This is a genomic window from Tianxiuia mixotrophica (assembly GCF_050596425.1).
Taxonomy (GTDB): domain Bacteria; phylum Bacillota; class Clostridia; order Peptostreptococcales; family Acidaminobacteraceae.
The window spans coordinates 340,067-357,688 of the sequence record NZ_CP192292.1 but is presented as its reverse complement, the minus strand read 5'-3'; the positions used below and the strand labels follow the sequence as shown (position 1 = coordinate 357,688).

The window sequence follows — 17,622 nt, the reverse complement described above, 5'->3', positions numbered from 1 at the left end:
CAATTAAGTATTACAGAAATCGTAAGTTTACAATTTCTTATACCTGTGGCTACACAGCACTATTTCACTAGGTTTGAGCACAACTTCACGACCATAGTTATACCCAGGAGAGACGGAACACTCTTATATTAAGTTTCATTGAACTTAAAAATAGATTTATAATTTTTTTTCTGGCACATTTGAAAATTTGAATCTGCGCCACCAATGTGCCCTATACCATTGAGTATAAAGCAAACCATCCTGACACCATTACTTTTTGATGTGATTTTGTCTGACAGCCTCATACATAAGCACAGACGCAGCAACTGATGCATTAAGGGATGTGACTTGACCCAGCATAGGTATACGGACAAGAAAATCACAGTTTTCTTTTACAAGACGGCTGATGCCCTTGCCTTCACTTCCTACAACAATGGCAAGTTTCCCAAGCATATCCTGTTCAAAGTGATAATTCTCACCCGCCATATCAGCACCAACAATCCAAATGCCTCTTTCCTTTAGGTCTTTCATGGTCTTTGACAGATTTGTCACCTTACAAACAGGCGTATATTCTAGGGCACCTGCACTGGTCTTAGCCACCACGGCTGTTAAACCCACAGAGCGTCTTTTGGGAATGATCACCGCATGGGCACCTGTGGCATTGGCGGTTCTCAGTATGCTCCCCAAATTATGAGGATCATTGATTTCATCACAAATGATCAAAAATGGATTTTCACCCTTTGCTTCCAGACCATCAAGAATTTGATTCAAATCTGCGTACTCATAAGCCGCCACATAAGCCATAACCCCTTGATGATTATCGGACTCCGCCATTTGATCCAGTTTACGGCGATCCACCTCTTGAACTGGAATTTTCTTGTCTTTTGCCATAGCGATGATTTTATGGATGGAGCCCTCTTTATTGCCTTTGGCTACTAAAATTTTATCCACATCACGGCCTGACTTTAATATTTCAATGACAGGATTTCTACCTTCAATAATACCCTTCATGATTTCTTACTCCTTAACCCCTACTCAAATGCAGCTGTTTTTTCCTTTATATACTGCTCACTTAGGGGCAGAACACCAAGAAAATATCGTCTAACCTTACCGACGTACAGCTCCACATCTTCTTCTGTTTTTGTTTTTACAGAAACGAGTCTGTGAACAAAAATACTATTGTTATAAAAGAAGCCATCAAACTCTTCTTCAATCTTTGTTTCAACCCAATTTGCAAATTCAATTTCAGACGGGTCTTCCAGATGAACTGGGTCAAACACGATTGACTTGAGGACCAGCACCAGAAGAAGCACCCCAACAGCTACAGCATATCCACGTTCCCTACGATTCATCTTCATCTCCACCTTTTTTCTTGGCGACCAGTTCCACCTCAATGGCCTCCCGATTTTCAATGGCATGAATCGCTTCAATCATAATATCCTGTATCCGGTCTTTGTCCCCTCTTAAAAAAAGTGCGCCCAACATGGATTCGAAGCCTGTTGCGTAACGATACTCCGACATATTGGCATTTCGAGGCACAGATATAGACTTTTGATTGCGACCCCTACGGATCATACCCTTTTCTTCCGCTGTTAAAAATTCATCTAAAGCACGGACTGCAAAAGCCTGTGATCCCGCTTTTACAAATCCAACTGCCAACTTGTTCAATTCGTTGACCATACCCTTTTGCTTATGAATTATATATGTTCTCACATAAAGGTCATAAACCGAATCCCCTATGTAAGCAAGGACGAGAGGGTTCATTTGTCGAACCCCATGCTCATCCATTGTGTCCATGCCTATCTTTTCTAAAAATGCTTCCATTTATAAACGCTCCATTAATTTTTTACGTACGACCACTTGACACCTTGCGGTGTGTCTTCCAAAACAATACCTCTGGCTTTTAGCTCATCACGAATCTTATCGGCTTCAGCCCAGTCCTTGTTTTTACGTGCATCTTGGCGTCTTTCAATTAGGGCTTCAATGTCAGCATCTATGTTGCCTTTTTCTCTATTTAAGAAACCTAAAACATCTGTCATTTCACCAAGCAAATCTAGGGCAAACTGAATCAGTGCCGCTGATGACTCTGCAGTGACTTTAATGTTGATCTCACGAACAAGTTCAAATATAGCTGCTATGCCGTCTGCTGTATTTAAATCATCATCCATAGCCTCAATAAACTGGTCTCTGAACTTTGACAGGTCTTCCTCAATCTTTTTCTCACCGTCAAGGAAATTTTGAGCCTTGGCATTTTCAAGGAAATACTCAAGGTTTTCCTTGGCATTATAAAGTCTTTCTAGACCATTTTCAGCCGCTTGAATCAAGTCACGGCTAAAGTTTATTGGGTTTCTGTAGTGGGCAGACAGCATGAAGAAGCGAACAACCTCAGCATCATACTCTTCTAATATGTCTCTGACTGTAAAGAAATTCCCTTTTGACTTGGACATTTTCTCATTATTGATATTGATGTAGCCATTATGCATCCAGTAGTTTACATAAGGCTTACCAGAGTAGGCTTCTGACTGAGCAATTTCATTTTCGTGGTGTGGGAAGATTAAATCTTGTCCTCCTGCATGAATATCAATGGTCTCTCCGAGAAACTTTGTGCTCATTACTGAACATTCAATATGCCAACCAGGACGGCCCTCACCCCACGGACTATCCCATGCAGGTTCACCTGGTTTTTTTGCCTTCCACAAAACAAAATCTGATGGATGTTTTTTACGCGCATCCACATCAATTCTTGAACCAGAGTCTAGTTCCTCAATATTCTGACCAGACAGCTTACCGTAGCCATTGAAGGCCACTGAATCAAAGAAAACATCGCCCTTTGATTCATAGGCATAACCCTTGTCCTCTAAAACCTTTATGAATTCAATAATTTCATCCATCGTTTCTGTCACCTTAGGGTGGTGAGTTGCACGGTTGACCCCAAGAGCGTCCGCATCCTTAAAATACTCCAGAATATATTTCTCGCTGATTTCAGAAGCCGAAACCCCTTCTTCATTGGCCTTGTTAATGATTTTGTCATCCACATCAGTAAAGTTTTGAATATAGTTGACTTTATAACCTCTATACTCAAAGTATCTTCTTAATATATCAAAAACTATAAAGGGTCTTGCATTTCCAATATGAAAAAAGTTATACACAGTTGGTCCGCACACATACATTTTTACCTCGCCAGGTGTTATGGGTACGAATTCTTCTTTTTGTCTTGTCATACTGTTAAAAAGTTTCATAGCTTATTCTCCTTTCGACATCGAATAACAGGCTTCATCAATTTCCCCAAAAGCGGTGTATTCTCTTGTCTGAATTTTATTAGATCATAGCGCCTCATATTTAAATGTCTATATTTTCTCTTATTGCAACATTTCCGTTTGTAATATAGACCTTTTTAAACACGTACAAAAAATCCCCCTAACCGACAAAGGCAGGGGGACCGCGATTCCACTTTGCTTGTACCCTATAAAAAAATAGGACACATCTCAAGGAACGTGTAACGGCGTAACCCGTATCAGCCTAATCCCGCTTTACTTAATAAAGTGAAACTTTACAAGTAAAGTCTACCCAGTTTCAGTGATCCACTCACAGGTGCATTTCCATTTTCTCCATGATAAGAAGGCTTTCGGCCTTGACCTTCTTCTCTATTCGCACCGTCTGTGCGTGGCGCTTTTATCATTCTAGAAGATGTACTCTCCTGATCTCAGTGTTTTTTAATAATATGCTTACTTTTGATGATCTTACAATACCACATACTCATAGACCAATCAAGAGGCTTTGCAATATGTTAAAAGGCCTCTCGCTTAAGAAAACGAGAGACCTTTTTTAATAAAATCATCCTAGGCTTTGTTCTTATCCTCATCAAACCCTTGGTCCTTTTGAGAATTCAATGCCTCCTCAACTTCCTGGTCAGAATCAATTTCATCCCCTTCAACCACCTTATCAAAATCTTGAGGCTGCGGTTCATTCCAGTCCCAGGCTTCATCATCCTCATCCATTTTATCAGTGTTTTCATTTTCCATGTCTTCAACATAGTAAACACCTTGTGGAAGAGGGTCAGCACTCGGATCTTCTTCCATTTCCCCAAAGGCTGAAAATTCCTCTGATACAGCTTGTCCCACTTGAACATCACTAGGTTCAGATACGTTCTGAACACTTGGTTTGTACTCTTGTAATTCTGGACCACGCTTACTCTCATCCACTCTAAACTTTTGTAGAGAACTTTGAAGTTCTGTTGCCAGTTCTGCCAATTCAGCAGCAGAGGATGCAATCTGCTGGATGGATGCCGTTTGTTCCTCTGTGGATGCCGACACCTCTTCTGTTCCTGCGGCGTTTTGTTCTGTTATACTGGCTATGTTTTCTATGTTTTCACCAACAACATAAGAGAATGCAGTGAGTTCACCAGACTCTTTTGTCATTTCATTGGTGTTTTCCATAACGGCTTTAACGGCCTTGAGTATATCATCGAAAGCCTGTGCTGTTGTATCCACCGCTTGCTCCTGCTCTTCTACAATGGCTCTTACCTTGGACATTTCTTTTACTGCATCTTCAATGCCTTTTCGTATATCAAGAAGGAGTTCACCAATGCCTTGGGCCGCGCTTCCTGACTCTTCAGCAAGTTTTCGGACTTCATCAGCTACAACTGCAAATCCCCTGCCATGTTCACCAGCCCTAGCCGCTTCTATAGAGGCATTGAGGGCCAAGAGATTCGTTTGTCCCGCAATACTGCTAATAACATCTGCAATCTGTCCAATCTTATCTGATTTCTCGCTCAGAGCATTCACTTTAACACCAACTTGCTCTGTGGCCAGTTTGTTCATTTCCATCTTGTTCTTTTGTGCTGATATTGTTTCAAACCCAACATCTACACGTTCTCTTGCCTGATCACTCATGGATTCTGACTCGCCGGCGTTGGCTGCGATACGCCCAATGCCTTCTATGAGATTTTGGACCATCTCACTTGACTGCTGGGTGGATTCTGACTGCTCTGTTGCCCCTCTTGCCACTTCGCTTATGGTTTCGGCAACCTGCTCAGAAACACGACTGGCCTCTCCTGTGGAATCCATCATGAGCTCTGATGTGGATAGAACCTTTTCACTCATTCCAGACACATCACGAATGAGGCTGCGCATACTCTCGATCATAATATTAAAGTTTCCTGCAAGAATTCCGATTTCATCCTTGGTTTTGACGTCGACCTGAACGTTCAAATCACCCTTTGCAATGGCTTCTGTTAGCTGTGTCATTTTAGCAAGGGGCTTCACTGACCTGTTCACCACAATAAAAACAATAATTGCAAGGACAACCACAATCCCCACACCGATGAGGGTCATGGTTCGGCCAAGAACAAAGATGTCACTAATAACTTCCTGGTAAGTGGCCGTCATCGCCACAGGCCACCCTGTTAATCCCACTGACTTATAGGCAATGATTTTCTCTTCCCCATCTAGTTTGTACTTCTCTACAGCGGATTCACCACCAACCATACGCTGGGCAACATCTGCGAAACCTTGTGGTTTTCCTTCAAGGATATTGTCCGTTAAACGAAGGGCTTCCTCTTTATGTGCCATGACAAGACCCTCTTTTGTTGTCATAAAGGCAAAACCTGTTTCGCCTATCTTTTCAGTGTTGATTGTTTCCGTCAGTTTACTAAGTTCCACCAATCCACCAATAAGCCCTGTCACTTGTCCATAATCGTCATGGACAGGTGCTGCAATAAATATTTCCGTTCTTTTACCATCCTGTGAAGGCATGGGATCTGTGATCACAATTTCCCCTGACATCACAGTTTCATAATAATCTTCTTCGGCCATATTCCCTTTGGTTCTGTTCGTGCCACGGAAGTCCCCTTTTAAATCAGTCATAATCAGTGCATCGAAGTCTTCAAAAACATTGGTTTTTCTTACAAACACCTGAAGCTGATTAAAATTTCCTGCCCGGACAAAATCCATAAGCGACAGCATTTCAATTTGATCCCTCCACTGTACCAGTTGAGAATCTGTACCACTTACAAGCTTTTCCACCTTATTGGTTGCTAAGGTTTCAACATTTGCTGTCAGTCGATCACTTACCTGTAGAAAAACGAGTGATGCCATAATAGCCACCCCTATGAGAGCCACCAATACCACAGGTAAAATAATCTTGTTTCTTAAACTTTTCAAGCCGAAGTCCCCTTTCTCTTATCATTCAGAATAAAGTGTGTGTTAATGAATAAATAGTATGATTGCAACAAAACATCACTGAGAATTCCAAATAATCTGTAAATTCTAGGTCTAAATCCTCCCTAAACACGTCCTTGCTAGACAAGAGTGCCTATTATTCAGACTCTATATGAATACCATAATATTAACATATATTCATAAGTCCTAGGCTGTTTCGCGCCACGAAACATATTACATTTATGAAATATTTATACTGATATTCGAATTTAACCATTCAAATATAGAAATTCTTTCACGCCATTCAAAATACAAAAAGGGAGTCATAGCAATAATGCTGACTCCCTTGTCAATTTATGTTTTATCTTATTTTATCATTTATGTTTCTTGTATTATTTTAGTATAACTATAATTATTATTCTGTAAAACAATCGTCCCCTATTAAGACAGATTGCCTACTTACACAAATTTTCAAGCGTGAAATCAATGCGCTTTTTAGCGAGGTCACGCCCAAGAATTGAAATAATCTCCATAAGGTCTGGACCGTGTACTTGACCTGTTAATGCAACACGCGTGCACATAAACAGGTTCTTGCCTTTCACACCAGATTCCTTTTGAGTGGCCTTAAAAGCTTTTTTCACAGACGCCGCATCAAATTCTTCTGCTTCATCAAGTTTGGCTTTTAAAACTTCAAGCATAGCTGGAACATGGTCCATTTCAACCATTGTTTTAGCTTCTTCATCTTCAAGCTTCACTTCTTGACCAACAAAAAGTTCCACATGCTTTGGAATTTGAGCCATGTATTCCAAGTACTCTCTTGAAAGATCCACAATGCGGCTCAACCAAACCTTATGACCAGACACTGCATCCTCTGTCAGGTAGCCCGCTTCAACAACGTATGGCACGGCCAGATCAGTCAGTCTGTCAAGGTCAGCTTCTTTAATGTAGTGGTTGCTCATCCAGTTCAGTTTCTGTACGTCAAAGACCCCACCGGATTTAGAAACACGATCAAAGGAGAACTTCTCAATCATTTCTTCCATCGTCATAATTTCCTGGTCGCCTTCAGGACTCCATCCAACAAGGGCTAGGAAATTGATAAGAGCTTCTGGCAAGTAGCCTTTTTTTCTAAAATCAGCAACTGAAACATCACCGTGACGCTTAGAAAGCTTCTTCTTTTCACTATTTAAAATGTTTGGAAGGTGGGCAAACTTTGGCACGTCCCATCCAAACATTTCATATAATATAACATGCTTTGGCGTTGACGGCAGCCATTCTTCCCCACGAATAATGTGTGTGATGCCCATAAGATGGTCATCGACTATAACAGCAAGATGGTATGTTGGAAAGCCGTCTGCCTTCAGTAAAACCTGGTCATCTGAATCATTTGTGTTCATAACAACACGACCACGCACCATATCATCAATAACAACTTCTCTGTCTTCTGGAAGCTTTAGTCTTACAACATAAGATTCGCCCGCTTCAATATGTTTTTTAGCATCTTCTACAGATAGGTCGCGGCAATGTCCGTCATAACCAGAGAAAATTCCCTTTTCCTTGTTTTCTTCACGAACAGCATCCAATCTTTCTTTAGAACAGAAGCAGTAGTAAGCATGCCCCTCGTCTATAAGCTGGTCAACATATGGTCTGTAAATATGTAATCTTTCTGATTGTACATAAGGCCCCTTGTCGCCAATTTGAACCATTTCACCGCTCTCATTATGAACTGGACCTTCATCATGCATAACACCAGCCCACTCAACAGCTTCAAGTAGGTTGTCCAGGGCGTCATCCACCAGTCTTGTTCTATCTGTGTCTTCAATTCGAAGAACATATTTTCCATCATGTTTTTTTGCGTATAAATAGTCATACAGCGCCGTTCTTAGCGAGCCAATATGTACATAACCCGTTGGACTTGGCGCAAATCTCACTCGTACTGACATTGCGAATCCTCCTTAAATCTTTAGCCCGCCATGGGGCACAAATTAATCTTATTTATTCTATCATAACTTTATACCATGCGCGAGTCTTATGCAATCTTGAAAGGTCAAGCGCTCAAATATATTTATAAAGAGCCTTGATCTTTATAATTCTTCATGGTCACTCGCATATTTTCACAAAGACCGGGTATTTATTATCCACCTTTATGTAAGTGAATAAGGAATCTCATTTTTAGTAGAACTACAGAATGATGATATGGAGGATTTTATATGAAATTAAAAATAACATTTTTGCTTCTAGTGATTTTATCCCTAGTGTTGATTCTTTCTGGCTGCAGTACACCTGCCCCTGTTGAGCCGGCGGCAGAAAGCACAGACACACAAGTGACTGAAGACTCATCCAGCGAAAACACGCCCGATGAAACCACCGCAACAGACGAAGGCCTTGAGGCAGAAGATGAACTGCCAGAGATGACGCTTGATGAGTTGTCCACATACAACGGACAAGATGGTCAACCAGCTTACGTGGCTGTCGACGGTACCGTATATGATGTCTCCCACCTAGACAAATGGAAAACAGGACAACATATGGGCCAGCACGACGCTGGACAAGACCTCTCTGAAGAAATTTTACAGTCCCCACATGGAAAGAAAATTCTCGAACGTGCCATTCCTGTTGCAAGACTTGTTGAATAGCATCTTTATAAAAGAATACACATTAAGACATAAAAATCCCGAAGGCCTTTTGCCTTCGGGATTTTTATAACATTCAAAACCACATATATACGGCGTTCATATGATGGGTTTACTTAGTCTGCATCAAAGTCACTGCCAATGGCAATAACATCTTTCATTTTACTCATAATGTACTCATAACTATTTTCACCATGTGGAATGGTGCAGTCAGAGCAGTCTTTAATACCGTGGGTAAACTTAAAATTCCCCCCGCAGGCATCCTTCAGCATGTATAAAGGACAGTAACAGAACAGGCAATTATAAACGTCTTCACTGACACCCTTATGACATGGGAAGTATTCACAGTTCTTGTGCTGAAACTTTTTATAATTTTCGCTCATAGCGTCCCCCTATAGTTCAAATCCAACTTGGTTGAAGTAGTCAAGAACCTGATCAGTGACTTTTTCTGACTCAATCTTTTCCTTTGAGCCCGTATCACGTACAATAAACTCGACCATATCATCTTTGGCATCACGGCCAACAGTTACACGCAGTGGGAAGCCAATCAGCTCAGCGTCATTAAACTTAACGCCTGCACGCTCTTTACGATCATCTAGCACAACTTCAATGCCACGCTTCTTGAGAGTATTGTATATCTTCTCACCCAGTTCCATTTGTACAGATTTCTTGGCATCTACCACAGTCACAACAACATGGTAAGGTGCCACTGTCAGTGGCCATTTAATTCCGCTTTCATCATAGTACTGTTCAATAATGGCAGCCATGGTTCTTGAGATACCGATACCATGTGATCCCATCCATACGTACTGGCTCTTTCCATTTTCATCTAGATACTGAAGGTTTAAAGCCTTTGAATATTTAAGTTGAAGTTGGAAGATGTTGCCCACTTCGATCCCTTTGTCCATTACAAGTGGCTTGCCACACGTAGGGCATGTGTCGCCTTCAACAACCATCAGAAGATCTCCAGCAACTTCCCCTTCAAAGTCTCTACCATAAGCCACATTGATAAGGTGGTAGTCTGTTTCATTGGCACCGACAATCATGCTCTTCATTTTTGTGACACGCTCGTCTACTAAGAGACGAATGTTTTCATGAAGACCGATTGGACCTGCAAAACCAACTGCACTGCCTGTAACCCTTACAACATCTTCTTCTGTGGCAATTTCAAGTTCATGCTCAGCACAGCCCACTGCATTGACCAACTTGATTTCATTCAGTTCACGATCCCCTGGAATCATAACCGCTACGATTTCGTCGCCTGCCTTGTAAAGAAGTGTCTTAACAAAGGCTTCTCGCCCTGTGTTAAAGAATGTTTCAAGATCATCTATTGTCTTAATATCCGGTGTGGATACCTTTTTCATTTCCTGCATTTCCTTGTCAGCCACGTCATACACAACAGCAGCTTTTTCATCGGTTGCTGCGTAATCACATGAATCACAGTAAGCAATATAGCTTTCCCCATATTCTGATAAGGCAATAAACTCATGGGATACACCATCACCCATAGCGCCAGCGTCCCCTTGAACAACCTTAAATTTCAGTCCGCATCTTTCAAAAGCACGCGCATAGGCTCCCCACATGATCTCATAGGACTCAACCATGCCTTCTCTGTCCTTATCAAAAGTATAAGCATCCTTCATAACAAATTCACGGGCTCTGATTAAACCAAAACGTGGACGTTTTTCATCTCTATACTTTGTTTGAATTTGGTAAAGATTTAAAGGCAACTGCTTATAAGAATTCACTTCATTCTTAATCAGGTCAGTAAAGATTTCTTCATGTGTTGGACCAAGACAGAAATCACGACCACTTCTATCTTTTAATCTAAACATTTCTGGACCAAACTTTTCCCAACGACCAGACTCTTGCCATAGTTCCTTTGGCTGAATGGCAGACATAAGAACCTCTTGACCGTCAATGTTATCCATTTCCTCACGGACAATTTGCTCTACCTTTCTAAAAACTCTATAGCCTAGTGGTAGAAAAGAATATACTCCAGCAACAAGCTTTCGAATCATACCCGCTCTTAAAAGCAGTTGATGACTTGGAAGTTCAGCCTCCGATGGCACTTCACGAAGCGTTGGCATATACATGCGATTCATTCTCATAAAACTTTCACTCCTTCATTTATCCCAGGCCCTGAGGCCATGTTCTTCAAGGTTTATACAATACAACCTTTTCTTATAGGTTTACACAGAAGACGATGGTCATAAGTGATATCTACAGTGCATCTTCTTCACAATAAAAAAGACCCTTCATCATCTATATTTCTATAGAGACGAAGGGTCGCGGTACCACTCTAATTAACCCACAGGGGGTTCACTTTCAAAGACGATATCGGGTCCATCCGCATGGTTTTCCATGTGCTCAAAAGTAGGTTCAACAGCTCTATTTCGAGAAATCTTTCAGCCGGTGGATTTCACTCTCTTGCGAACAGTCACTGTCTACTGGTCTTTATCATCGCATTCGTATTCTAATGAGTCTAATATATAGAATTGACAATCTCTTGTCAATGGATCATGCGTAAATTACGTATGAAATCCATCTTCAATCTATTTTTTATGAATAAGGGCTGCCGCTTCAGAAGCGATACCTTCCCCTCGACCAGCAAAACCCAGTTTCTCTGTTGTTGTGGCTTTTACACTGATTCTATCAAGGTCAATGCCCAGGGCATGTGCCATATTCTTTCTCATGTCCAAAATATATGGTGCTAGTTTAGGGCTCTGGGCTATAACCGTCGCATCAACATTTCCAACCTTGTAGCCATTCTCTTTTAAAATTTCCCCAACAGCTTTCATGAGCTCTATACTTGATGCCCCTTCATAAGCTTTGTCCGTGTCTGGAAAGTGTTTCCCAATGTCGCCTAAGGCGCCAGCTCCAAGAAGAGCATCCATAATGGCATGTGCCAGAACATCGGCATCAGAGTGCCCCAAAAGACCTTTTTCATGGGGGATTTTAACGCCACCCAAAATAAGGGGTCTGTCCTCAACAAGCTTATGAACATCATATCCAGTGCCTATTCGCATTATATTTCTCCTCTCTTCTTCAATATGGCTTCACCTAGATACAAGTCGTCTGGTGTTGTTATCTTAATATTTTCATAGGAGCCCATATGTATAAAGACATCATGGCCCATCCACTCAACGATGGATGCATCGTCTGTCCCCTTATACCCCGCTTGAATTGCCTTGTCATAAGACTCAACAAGCAGTTCTCTTGAAAAAGCCTGGGGGGTTTGAATATTGAACAGCTCAGAACGATTTAATGTTTCCTCCACCTTATTCCCCTTGACCCGCTTAACTGTATCTTTTGAAGGCACGGCCATGACGAGGGATTTGTACCTTGATTGAGCCTGTTGTTCATTTTCCATCAGCAAAGCCTCCACCATTTCATCAATCATAGTCGAGGTAATAAAGGGTCTGGCTCCATCATGAACCAATATCCAATCATCGTCTGACCTTGTCTCCTTGAGACCATTGTATATGGAGTCTTGTCTCTCAGCGCCTCCCTCTACAAGGCTTCTGACTTTCTTTATACCAGAGGCTTTTATAATATTATTCAGTGAAGGGATTTCTTCATATTTCGTCACAAGAATTACTTCTGATACCTGCTTAGAGGCTTCAAAGGCTGCAAGCGTTCTTTCAATAACGGTCTTGTCTCCTATTTTTAAAAACTGCTTATTAACGGACTCATTCATCCGTTTCCCGCTACCCGCGGCTGGTATTATGGCTACCACCTTTTTCATGAGATCACCTCATTCATATTTTAGCACAAAGCTTCTGCTTTTATGCATCATTTCAAGCAAGAACCGACCTATATTTTACATGTAACCAAGTTAAGGCCATATGGCAGACTCAGGAAAGCCCATACGAATAAAAGGTGCCTCTTGGGCACCTTTTCTGGACTTTATAAAATTTATCTTTTCATTAAGCTGGTTTTGCGAATATCATTCTACCTGCAGCTGTTTGTAGAACACTTGTAACCGTTACCTGTTTTGTCTGGTTAATGAACTTTCTTCCGCCCTCTACGACAATCATGGTTCCATCGTCTAGGTAAGCAACGCCCTGATTGGACTCCTTACCCTCTTTAATGATTGTGACAACCATCTCTTCTCCCGGTAAAACCACAGGCTTGACAGCATTGGCCAGTTCATTGATATTTAAGACTGGAACCCCTTGCAGGTCTGCCACCTTATTGAGATTGTAGTCGTTTGTTACAACCACTCCATCAATTTTTTGTGCCAGTTTAAGAAGTTTTACATCCACTTCGGCAACATCTTCAAAATCAGCATCCGTGATTTGAACTTCCATAGTGATATCCTGTTGAATGGCCCTAAGAATATCAAGACCACGGCGTCCCCTATTTCGCTTAAGAGCATCAGAAGAATCCGCTATGTGGCGCAGTTCTTCCAGTACAAACTCCGGAATAACAATAGGCCCTTCCACAAAACCCGTTTTACTGATATCGGAAATACGGCCATCAATAATAACACTCGTGTCTAAAATTTTTGGCTTTGCTCCAGAAACCTTAACGACCTGGGCCTTTTCAGACGCCTCAGTCTGCTTTCTGAAAAAATCAGGCAATCTGGACATATCCGATAAATTCCGGGTGGCAATGCTAACACCTAAATACCCTAGAAAAATATAAGTCACCACTGACAGGGCCTGACTCACAAATGGTATTGGAATAATCTTGTACAGATCACTCACCAAATACGCAATCATCAAACCAGGAATAAGCCCCACTGTGCCAACAATCACTTGATTGGTTGGTATCTTTTCGAGTTCTAACTCTGTGTACTTGGCAAGTTTTACACCTGAACGTATAATCATTGGTCCAAGTATATAAACGATAAATCCAAAAAGAATGCCCACTAAGAGTGGTAAAATAAAAGGTATAAGTCCAGCTTGATTACTCTCGCCAAGTAGTTCCATAATTTGCGGGCTTTGTACAAGCACGAGTCCGAAAGCAAATCCTGCCGAACCACCAGCCAGTGCCAATACACCGCGTATGACTTTTTTGATCACACCATTTCCTCCTTTCCATGAGAAACACTATTCATTGACATACCCCAAAATCGCACAACAACACGGTTTTGGGATTTTTAACCATAGCATTACTATACCTAAAAACATAATAAAAGGGAACACGAATCCATGCATTTTAATCATTTCGTAATGGAGTGCGTATATTTTATACATATTCCGTTTAAACGGCCCTTATTATTTGAATATTCAGGCTAGACATGCAAAATTAAAGCCCTCTGAACAATCAATGGATATAAATCCATTAAGCTCAGAAGGCGCTTTAAAATCAAGCTATTCTTATTTCATCATGCCTGCACTAACTTTGAAGTGCATCGTCAATTAATTTAAGAATTTCCTTTTCTGTGCTGTCATTTGCAAGACATAGTTCACTGACGAGTATTTGCTTTGAGTTCGTTAACATTTTTCTTTCTCCTGTTGATAGACCCTTTTCTCGATCCATCAGCATGAGGTTTCGAACCACATCCGCCACTTCATATATATCTCCGCTCTTGACCTTTTCCATATTGGAACGGTATCTACGATTCCAATTTTGAGGCATTGCTGAAATATCTTCTTTTAAGACTCCAAACACGCCCGTCACTTGGTCTGATGAAATGATGTTGCGAAGACCAAGCTGATCGATATTGTCCACCGGAAGAAGAACCTTCATGTTCTTAAGCGGTAGCCGGAGCACATAGTACTTTCGTGTTTCGCCTAGTATTTCTTTTTCCTCAACACCTTCGATGATGCCTGCTCCATGCATCGGATAGACCACTTTATCGCCTATTTGAAACATGATATTCCCTCCCTGTGTCAACTAGTGTATCTCTATTATAGCAGAAAAATACAGAAAAGGTCAAATTAATCGAATATTTTATCACAGTGCCACAGGCACTGTCAATACTGTAGTCGTGCAATATGGGATTCTTGTTCACGAAATCTTTACATGAACTTATAGAGTCATGAATCGACTTCAAATATTCAGAGTATTATGATAAAATGAGTTAGGCGACAACCCAAAAATAGGGAGGTAAAACCATGAAGGATTTGATAATCGATCAATTTCAAAATAGTGTTGATGAGGCACTCTTCCGTCATGTCAGCCTGCTCGATATCATCACAAAGTTTTCGGAAGCATCATCAAAGGTCAATAGGGCGGTCGCAAAAACGATCACAACTTGTGGATGCTTGCAACTTTCAAATAGCGCAAAGGATCTTCCTGAAGATGCTATCTATGATCAACTAAAGGATCACAGTCATGCAGAACTTTCTGGAGAATTATGCCCGGTTTGCCGCGAAAAGATTGAATCCGAAATTGGAAATCTGATGTTTTATCTTGCAGCTATGTGTAATAAGTCTGATGTGAATCTGTACGATGTTTTTCTTAAAGAATATGACCGTATTCAGACACTAGGTAAATACAATCTTTATTAATATTCAAAATTTGAAAGCAGCTGCATCCTTATAGGCTTGCAGCTTTTTCTTATGCACTTTTTTGCTTCTGCTGGTTTGTCTGTTCAGGTTTATTCTAAATTCATTCAGCTCATCACAAGCTTCTGCTGTGAATAATGCTAAAACATCTATTAAGCAAAATACCGGACATGGTATGACAAGGGAGCACAGTATACATATTGGCGCCCCATCAATTTGCTCTTGTATAATTTATAATGACATACATATAATAAGAACAAGAAAAAAGACTAAGGAGATACCATGATCCATAAAATTAAAAATGCATCCCAGCAAACCAAGATCATGGGACTGCTCATGATTATGTCTACATTAATGACTATAACTTTAGGAATTGTATTCTACCAAAATACCATTGAAGACACGCTGACCAATAAGGAAAAGGAAATTCTCACCCTTGCTTCATTAACATCCAATAAAATTGAGCGCTTTCTCTTTGAACGTTCTGCGGATGCAGAGGTCCTTTCCAAGTCTCAAATATTCACACTTCCTGACATATCCAACCAAACTCGGCTCCGCTATTTAAGCAATGTTATAAGCGCTTACAAAGCATACGATGCCGTATTAACCTATAATAACGATGGGGCCCCTATCCTTAAATCAGGTCAGCTTTCACCTGCCCTAAGGTTAGATCTGAATCAGCTTTTACCTGATTTACTGGGTCACGAATCTTATACTTCTGATATTCGTAAAATTGATAATAAAAAATATATCTACTTTTCAAAATCACTCACCAACAGCTTTGGAGACGTGACTGGGCACATTGTAGAAGTTATGAACTTCAATGCTATAAACGATATTTTAAATGACATAAGAATTGGGCAAACAGGCTCCGCCACTTTAAAACTATATGATCCCCAAGATGAATCAAACCAGTTATCTGGGGTTCAAATTACCGATAGGAGTGGACAGGAAGTCATTATTGCGACCCATCCCCTTATAAAATATCCCAGTCAGACAGACCAGTGGTATATTGAAATTTCCCAAAACATCGATGAAGCCCTTCTTGTAAAAAAAGAGATTACTAAACATTTTTTCTATGTCATTATGGTGGTTTTAGCTCTATTCTACTCTCTATCAGCTATTATATCCCATCATGTGACCTTGCCCATTCGCCTGTTAATGGAAAAGACTAATGCCCTTATAGACAACAATCAGAAGTTTGCTTCAGACGTTGTCATCAGTGATGAAGTTAAAAATCTCGCCAACTCCTTTGATCTTCTTTTAGAAGAGCTTCATTTTATGATGCAACGTGTTCTGGAGAAGTCTGGTGAGGCTGCCCACATTGATCTCATACGTGGCAGTATTGACAAGTTAATTGAAGGCCTGCCCAGTGGGATAATTACCGTAGACCATAACGGACTTGTATCATCTATCAATCCACCGGCCCTTGAATTTTTAAAGGTCAACAAGGAAGACCTTCTTGGTCAGTCAATTTCCCAGCAAACATCAACCCACTTGCGACCACTGCTGGTCTCCATTTCTAACATGTTCAAAACTCAAAAGACTCTCCACGATGCAGTTTGCTCTATACAACTGCCTGGTGGCCAGGAAAGCAAGATCAATTACAGCGTGCTCATTCAATATGATAGCCACGATCACTTTATTGGACTGACGGTCCTGCTTAACCCCCTTGATGCCAAACGCAACTTTGAGGAAAGTATCATTCGAGCTAAGAAACTTTCACAACTTGGGGAACTTGCTGCAGGCGTTGCGCATGAAGTTCGAAATCCCCTATCTTCGATTCGGGGCTACGCGCAACTTGTCTTGAGGGAAGTGGATGACAACACGCAAGTCCGTTCTGATATAAATGTTATTCTTCAAGAAGCGGACCGGCTCGACACAATGATCGACCGCTTCCTAAGCTTTGCCCGCCCAAACACACCAAAACTTGGGCGCTTCCATATGAATGATATTATTGAAGATACCATCAAATTGATTCGTAAGGACCAGTCCACAAAAAACATTCAGATTCGCCATAGGTTCACAAAACAAGATTTGGTTCTTGTTGACTATGAACAAATGAAACAAGTCTTCATTAACTTAATACTGAACGCAGTTCAGGCTATGCCTGAAGGCGGTCATATTGATATTGTCACACTCTATAGCGAAGTCAGCGGAACAATGGATATTCATATTGTTGACACCGGTGAAGGCATCGATCCTGAACAAGTCAGCAAGATCTTCACACCTTTTTTCACCACACGGGATAAGGGGTCTGGTCTAGGTCTTTCCATCTGTTCACGAATTATTGAAAATCATAATGGTGTCATGGACATTAAAAGCTCCCATGAAGGGACACAGATTATTATTAAAATACCTGTAGAAAATTATAAACACTAAGACCTATGATCG

General features: G+C 41.0%; 16 protein-coding genes and 1 other annotated feature. Of the genes, 3 read left to right on the top strand and 13 right to left on the bottom strand.

Features of this window, described 5'->3' with window-relative positions; all coding sequences use genetic code 11:
* Positions 1-249 precede the first annotated feature (249 nt).
* The 7 genes from rlmB to gltX form a co-directional block, all read right to left on the bottom strand.
* On the bottom strand, positions 250-990 hold the full coding sequence (gene rlmB / locus ACQ4KW_RS01590; RefSeq protein ID WP_430884802.1) for a 23S rRNA (guanosine(2251)-2'-O)-methyltransferase RlmB: 741 nt from the start codon (positions 988-990) through the stop codon (positions 250-252).
* 20 nt (positions 991-1,010) lie between these two features.
* Positions 1,011-1,331, bottom strand: a complete 321-nt coding sequence (locus ACQ4KW_RS01585; protein ID WP_430884801.1) for a hypothetical protein — start codon at positions 1,329-1,331, stop codon at positions 1,011-1,013.
* The gene (locus ACQ4KW_RS01580) at positions 1,321-1,803 is read right to left on the bottom strand and encodes a Mini-ribonuclease 3 (protein WP_430884800.1); all 483 of its coding nucleotides are present in this window, start codon (positions 1,801-1,803) and stop codon (positions 1,321-1,323) included. The genes ACQ4KW_RS01585 and ACQ4KW_RS01580 overlap by 11 nt, the downstream gene beginning before the upstream one ends.
* A gap of 14 nt (positions 1,804-1,817) precedes the next feature.
* Positions 1,818-3,218: a cysteine--tRNA ligase gene (cysS, locus tag ACQ4KW_RS01575; protein ID WP_430884799.1), complete on the bottom strand. Its 1,401-nt coding sequence runs from the start codon at positions 3,216-3,218 to the stop codon at positions 1,818-1,820.
* 311 nt (positions 3,219-3,529) lie between these two features.
* Complete coding sequence (locus ACQ4KW_RS01570; RefSeq protein WP_430884798.1) at positions 3,530-3,658, bottom strand: hypothetical protein; 129 nt, start codon at positions 3,656-3,658, stop codon at positions 3,530-3,532.
* A 160-nt stretch (positions 3,659-3,818) separates the two neighbouring features.
* Complete coding sequence (locus tag ACQ4KW_RS01565; protein WP_430884797.1) at positions 3,819-6,140, bottom strand: methyl-accepting chemotaxis protein; 2,322 nt, start codon at positions 6,138-6,140, stop codon at positions 3,819-3,821.
* Positions 6,141-6,592: 452 nt separating this feature from the next.
* Complete coding sequence (gene gltX / locus ACQ4KW_RS01560; protein WP_430884796.1) at positions 6,593-8,077, bottom strand: glutamate--tRNA ligase; 1,485 nt, start codon at positions 8,075-8,077, stop codon at positions 6,593-6,595.
* A 267-nt stretch (positions 8,078-8,344) separates the two neighbouring features.
* Here gltX and ACQ4KW_RS01555 point away from each other — a divergent pair, with 267 nt between their 5' ends.
* Positions 8,345-8,770, top strand: coding sequence for a cytochrome b5 domain-containing protein (locus tag ACQ4KW_RS01555; RefSeq protein ID WP_430884795.1), 426 nt, complete (start codon positions 8,345-8,347; stop codon positions 8,768-8,770).
* A gap of 113 nt (positions 8,771-8,883) precedes the next feature.
* Here the strand turns inward: ACQ4KW_RS01555 and ACQ4KW_RS01550 are convergent, their stop codons facing one another.
* The 6 genes from ACQ4KW_RS01550 to ACQ4KW_RS01525 all read right to left on the bottom strand — a co-directional run bounded on the left by ACQ4KW_RS01550 (position 8,884) and on the right by ACQ4KW_RS01525 (position 14,593).
* A complete protein-coding gene (locus tag ACQ4KW_RS01550; protein WP_430884794.1) occupies positions 8,884-9,150 on the bottom strand; it encodes a cysteine-rich small domain-containing protein in 267 nt (88 codons plus the stop codon).
* A gap of 9 nt (positions 9,151-9,159) precedes the next feature.
* Entirely contained in the window at positions 9,160-10,878 is a 1,719-nt protein-coding gene (locus ACQ4KW_RS01545; protein WP_430884793.1) for a proline--tRNA ligase, read from the bottom strand.
* 163 nt (positions 10,879-11,041) lie between these two features.
* Positions 11,042-11,240 (bottom strand) — a binding site (T-box leader).
* Positions 11,241-11,322: 82 nt separating this feature from the next.
* Complete coding sequence (gene ispF / locus ACQ4KW_RS01540) at positions 11,323-11,796, bottom strand: 2-C-methyl-D-erythritol 2,4-cyclodiphosphate synthase (protein ID WP_430884792.1); 474 nt, start codon at positions 11,794-11,796, stop codon at positions 11,323-11,325.
* Positions 11,796-12,515, bottom strand: coding sequence for a 2-C-methyl-D-erythritol 4-phosphate cytidylyltransferase (ispD, locus tag ACQ4KW_RS01535; RefSeq protein WP_430884791.1), 720 nt, complete (start codon positions 12,513-12,515; stop codon positions 11,796-11,798). The genes ispF and ispD overlap by 1 nt, the downstream gene beginning before the upstream one ends.
* 181 nt (positions 12,516-12,696) lie before the next feature.
* A complete protein-coding gene (locus ACQ4KW_RS01530; protein WP_430884790.1) occupies positions 12,697-13,797 on the bottom strand; it encodes a PIN/TRAM domain-containing protein in 1,101 nt (366 codons plus the stop codon).
* Between the two features lie 316 nt (positions 13,798-14,113).
* Entirely contained in the window at positions 14,114-14,593 is a 480-nt protein-coding gene (locus ACQ4KW_RS01525) for a CarD family transcriptional regulator (protein ID WP_430884789.1), read from the bottom strand.
* 242 nt (positions 14,594-14,835) lie between these two features.
* On the opposite strand from ACQ4KW_RS01525, the gene ACQ4KW_RS01520 reads away from it, so the two are divergent.
* Positions 14,836-15,231 (top strand): DUF1573 domain-containing protein, encoded by a 396-nt coding sequence (locus ACQ4KW_RS01520; protein WP_430884788.1) that lies wholly within the window; start codon positions 14,836-14,838, stop codon positions 15,229-15,231.
* A gap of 279 nt (positions 15,232-15,510) precedes the next feature.
* Entirely contained in the window at positions 15,511-17,610 is a 2,100-nt protein-coding gene (locus ACQ4KW_RS01515; RefSeq protein WP_430884787.1) for a sensor histidine kinase, read from the top strand.
* Positions 17,611-17,622 lie beyond the last annotated feature (12 nt).

Excerpts from the sequence above, each read along its gene's own strand:
- rlmB (WP_430884802.1), bottom strand. The coding sequence starts at position 990 with ATGAAGGGTATTATTGAAGGTAGAAATCCTGTCATTGAAATATTAAAG.
- ACQ4KW_RS01585 (WP_430884801.1), bottom strand. The coding sequence starts at position 1,331 with ATGAATCGTAGGGAACGTGGATATGCTGTAGCTGTTGGGGTGCTTCTT.
- ACQ4KW_RS01580 (WP_430884800.1), bottom strand. The coding sequence starts at position 1,803 with ATGGAAGCATTTTTAGAAAAGATAGGCATGGACACAATGGATGAGCAT.
- cysS (WP_430884799.1), bottom strand. The coding sequence starts at position 3,218 with ATGAAACTTTTTAACAGTATGACAAGACAAAAAGAAGAATTCGTACCC.
- ACQ4KW_RS01570 (WP_430884798.1), bottom strand. The coding sequence starts at position 3,658 with ATGATAAAAGCGCCACGCACAGACGGTGCGAATAGAGAAGAAGGTCAA.
- gltX (WP_430884796.1), bottom strand. The coding sequence starts at position 8,077 with ATGTCAGTACGAGTGAGATTTGCGCCAAGTCCAACGGGTTATGTACAT.
- ACQ4KW_RS01555 (WP_430884795.1), top strand. The coding sequence starts at position 8,345 with ATGAAATTAAAAATAACATTTTTGCTTCTAGTGATTTTATCCCTAGTG.
- ACQ4KW_RS01550 (WP_430884794.1), bottom strand. The coding sequence starts at position 9,150 with ATGAGCGAAAATTATAAAAAGTTTCAGCACAAGAACTGTGAATACTTC.
- ACQ4KW_RS01545 (WP_430884793.1), bottom strand. The coding sequence starts at position 10,878 with ATGAGAATGAATCGCATGTATATGCCAACGCTTCGTGAAGTGCCATCG.
- ispF (WP_430884792.1), bottom strand. The coding sequence starts at position 11,796 with ATGCGAATAGGCACTGGATATGATGTTCATAAGCTTGTTGAGGACAGA.
- ispD (WP_430884791.1), bottom strand. The coding sequence starts at position 12,515 with ATGAAAAAGGTGGTAGCCATAATACCAGCCGCGGGTAGCGGGAAACGG.
- ACQ4KW_RS01525 (WP_430884789.1), bottom strand. The coding sequence starts at position 14,593 with ATGTTTCAAATAGGCGATAAAGTGGTCTATCCGATGCATGGAGCAGGC.
- ACQ4KW_RS01520 (WP_430884788.1), top strand. The coding sequence starts at position 14,836 with ATGAAGGATTTGATAATCGATCAATTTCAAAATAGTGTTGATGAGGCA.
- ACQ4KW_RS01515 (WP_430884787.1), top strand. The coding sequence starts at position 15,511 with ATGATCCATAAAATTAAAAATGCATCCCAGCAAACCAAGATCATGGGA.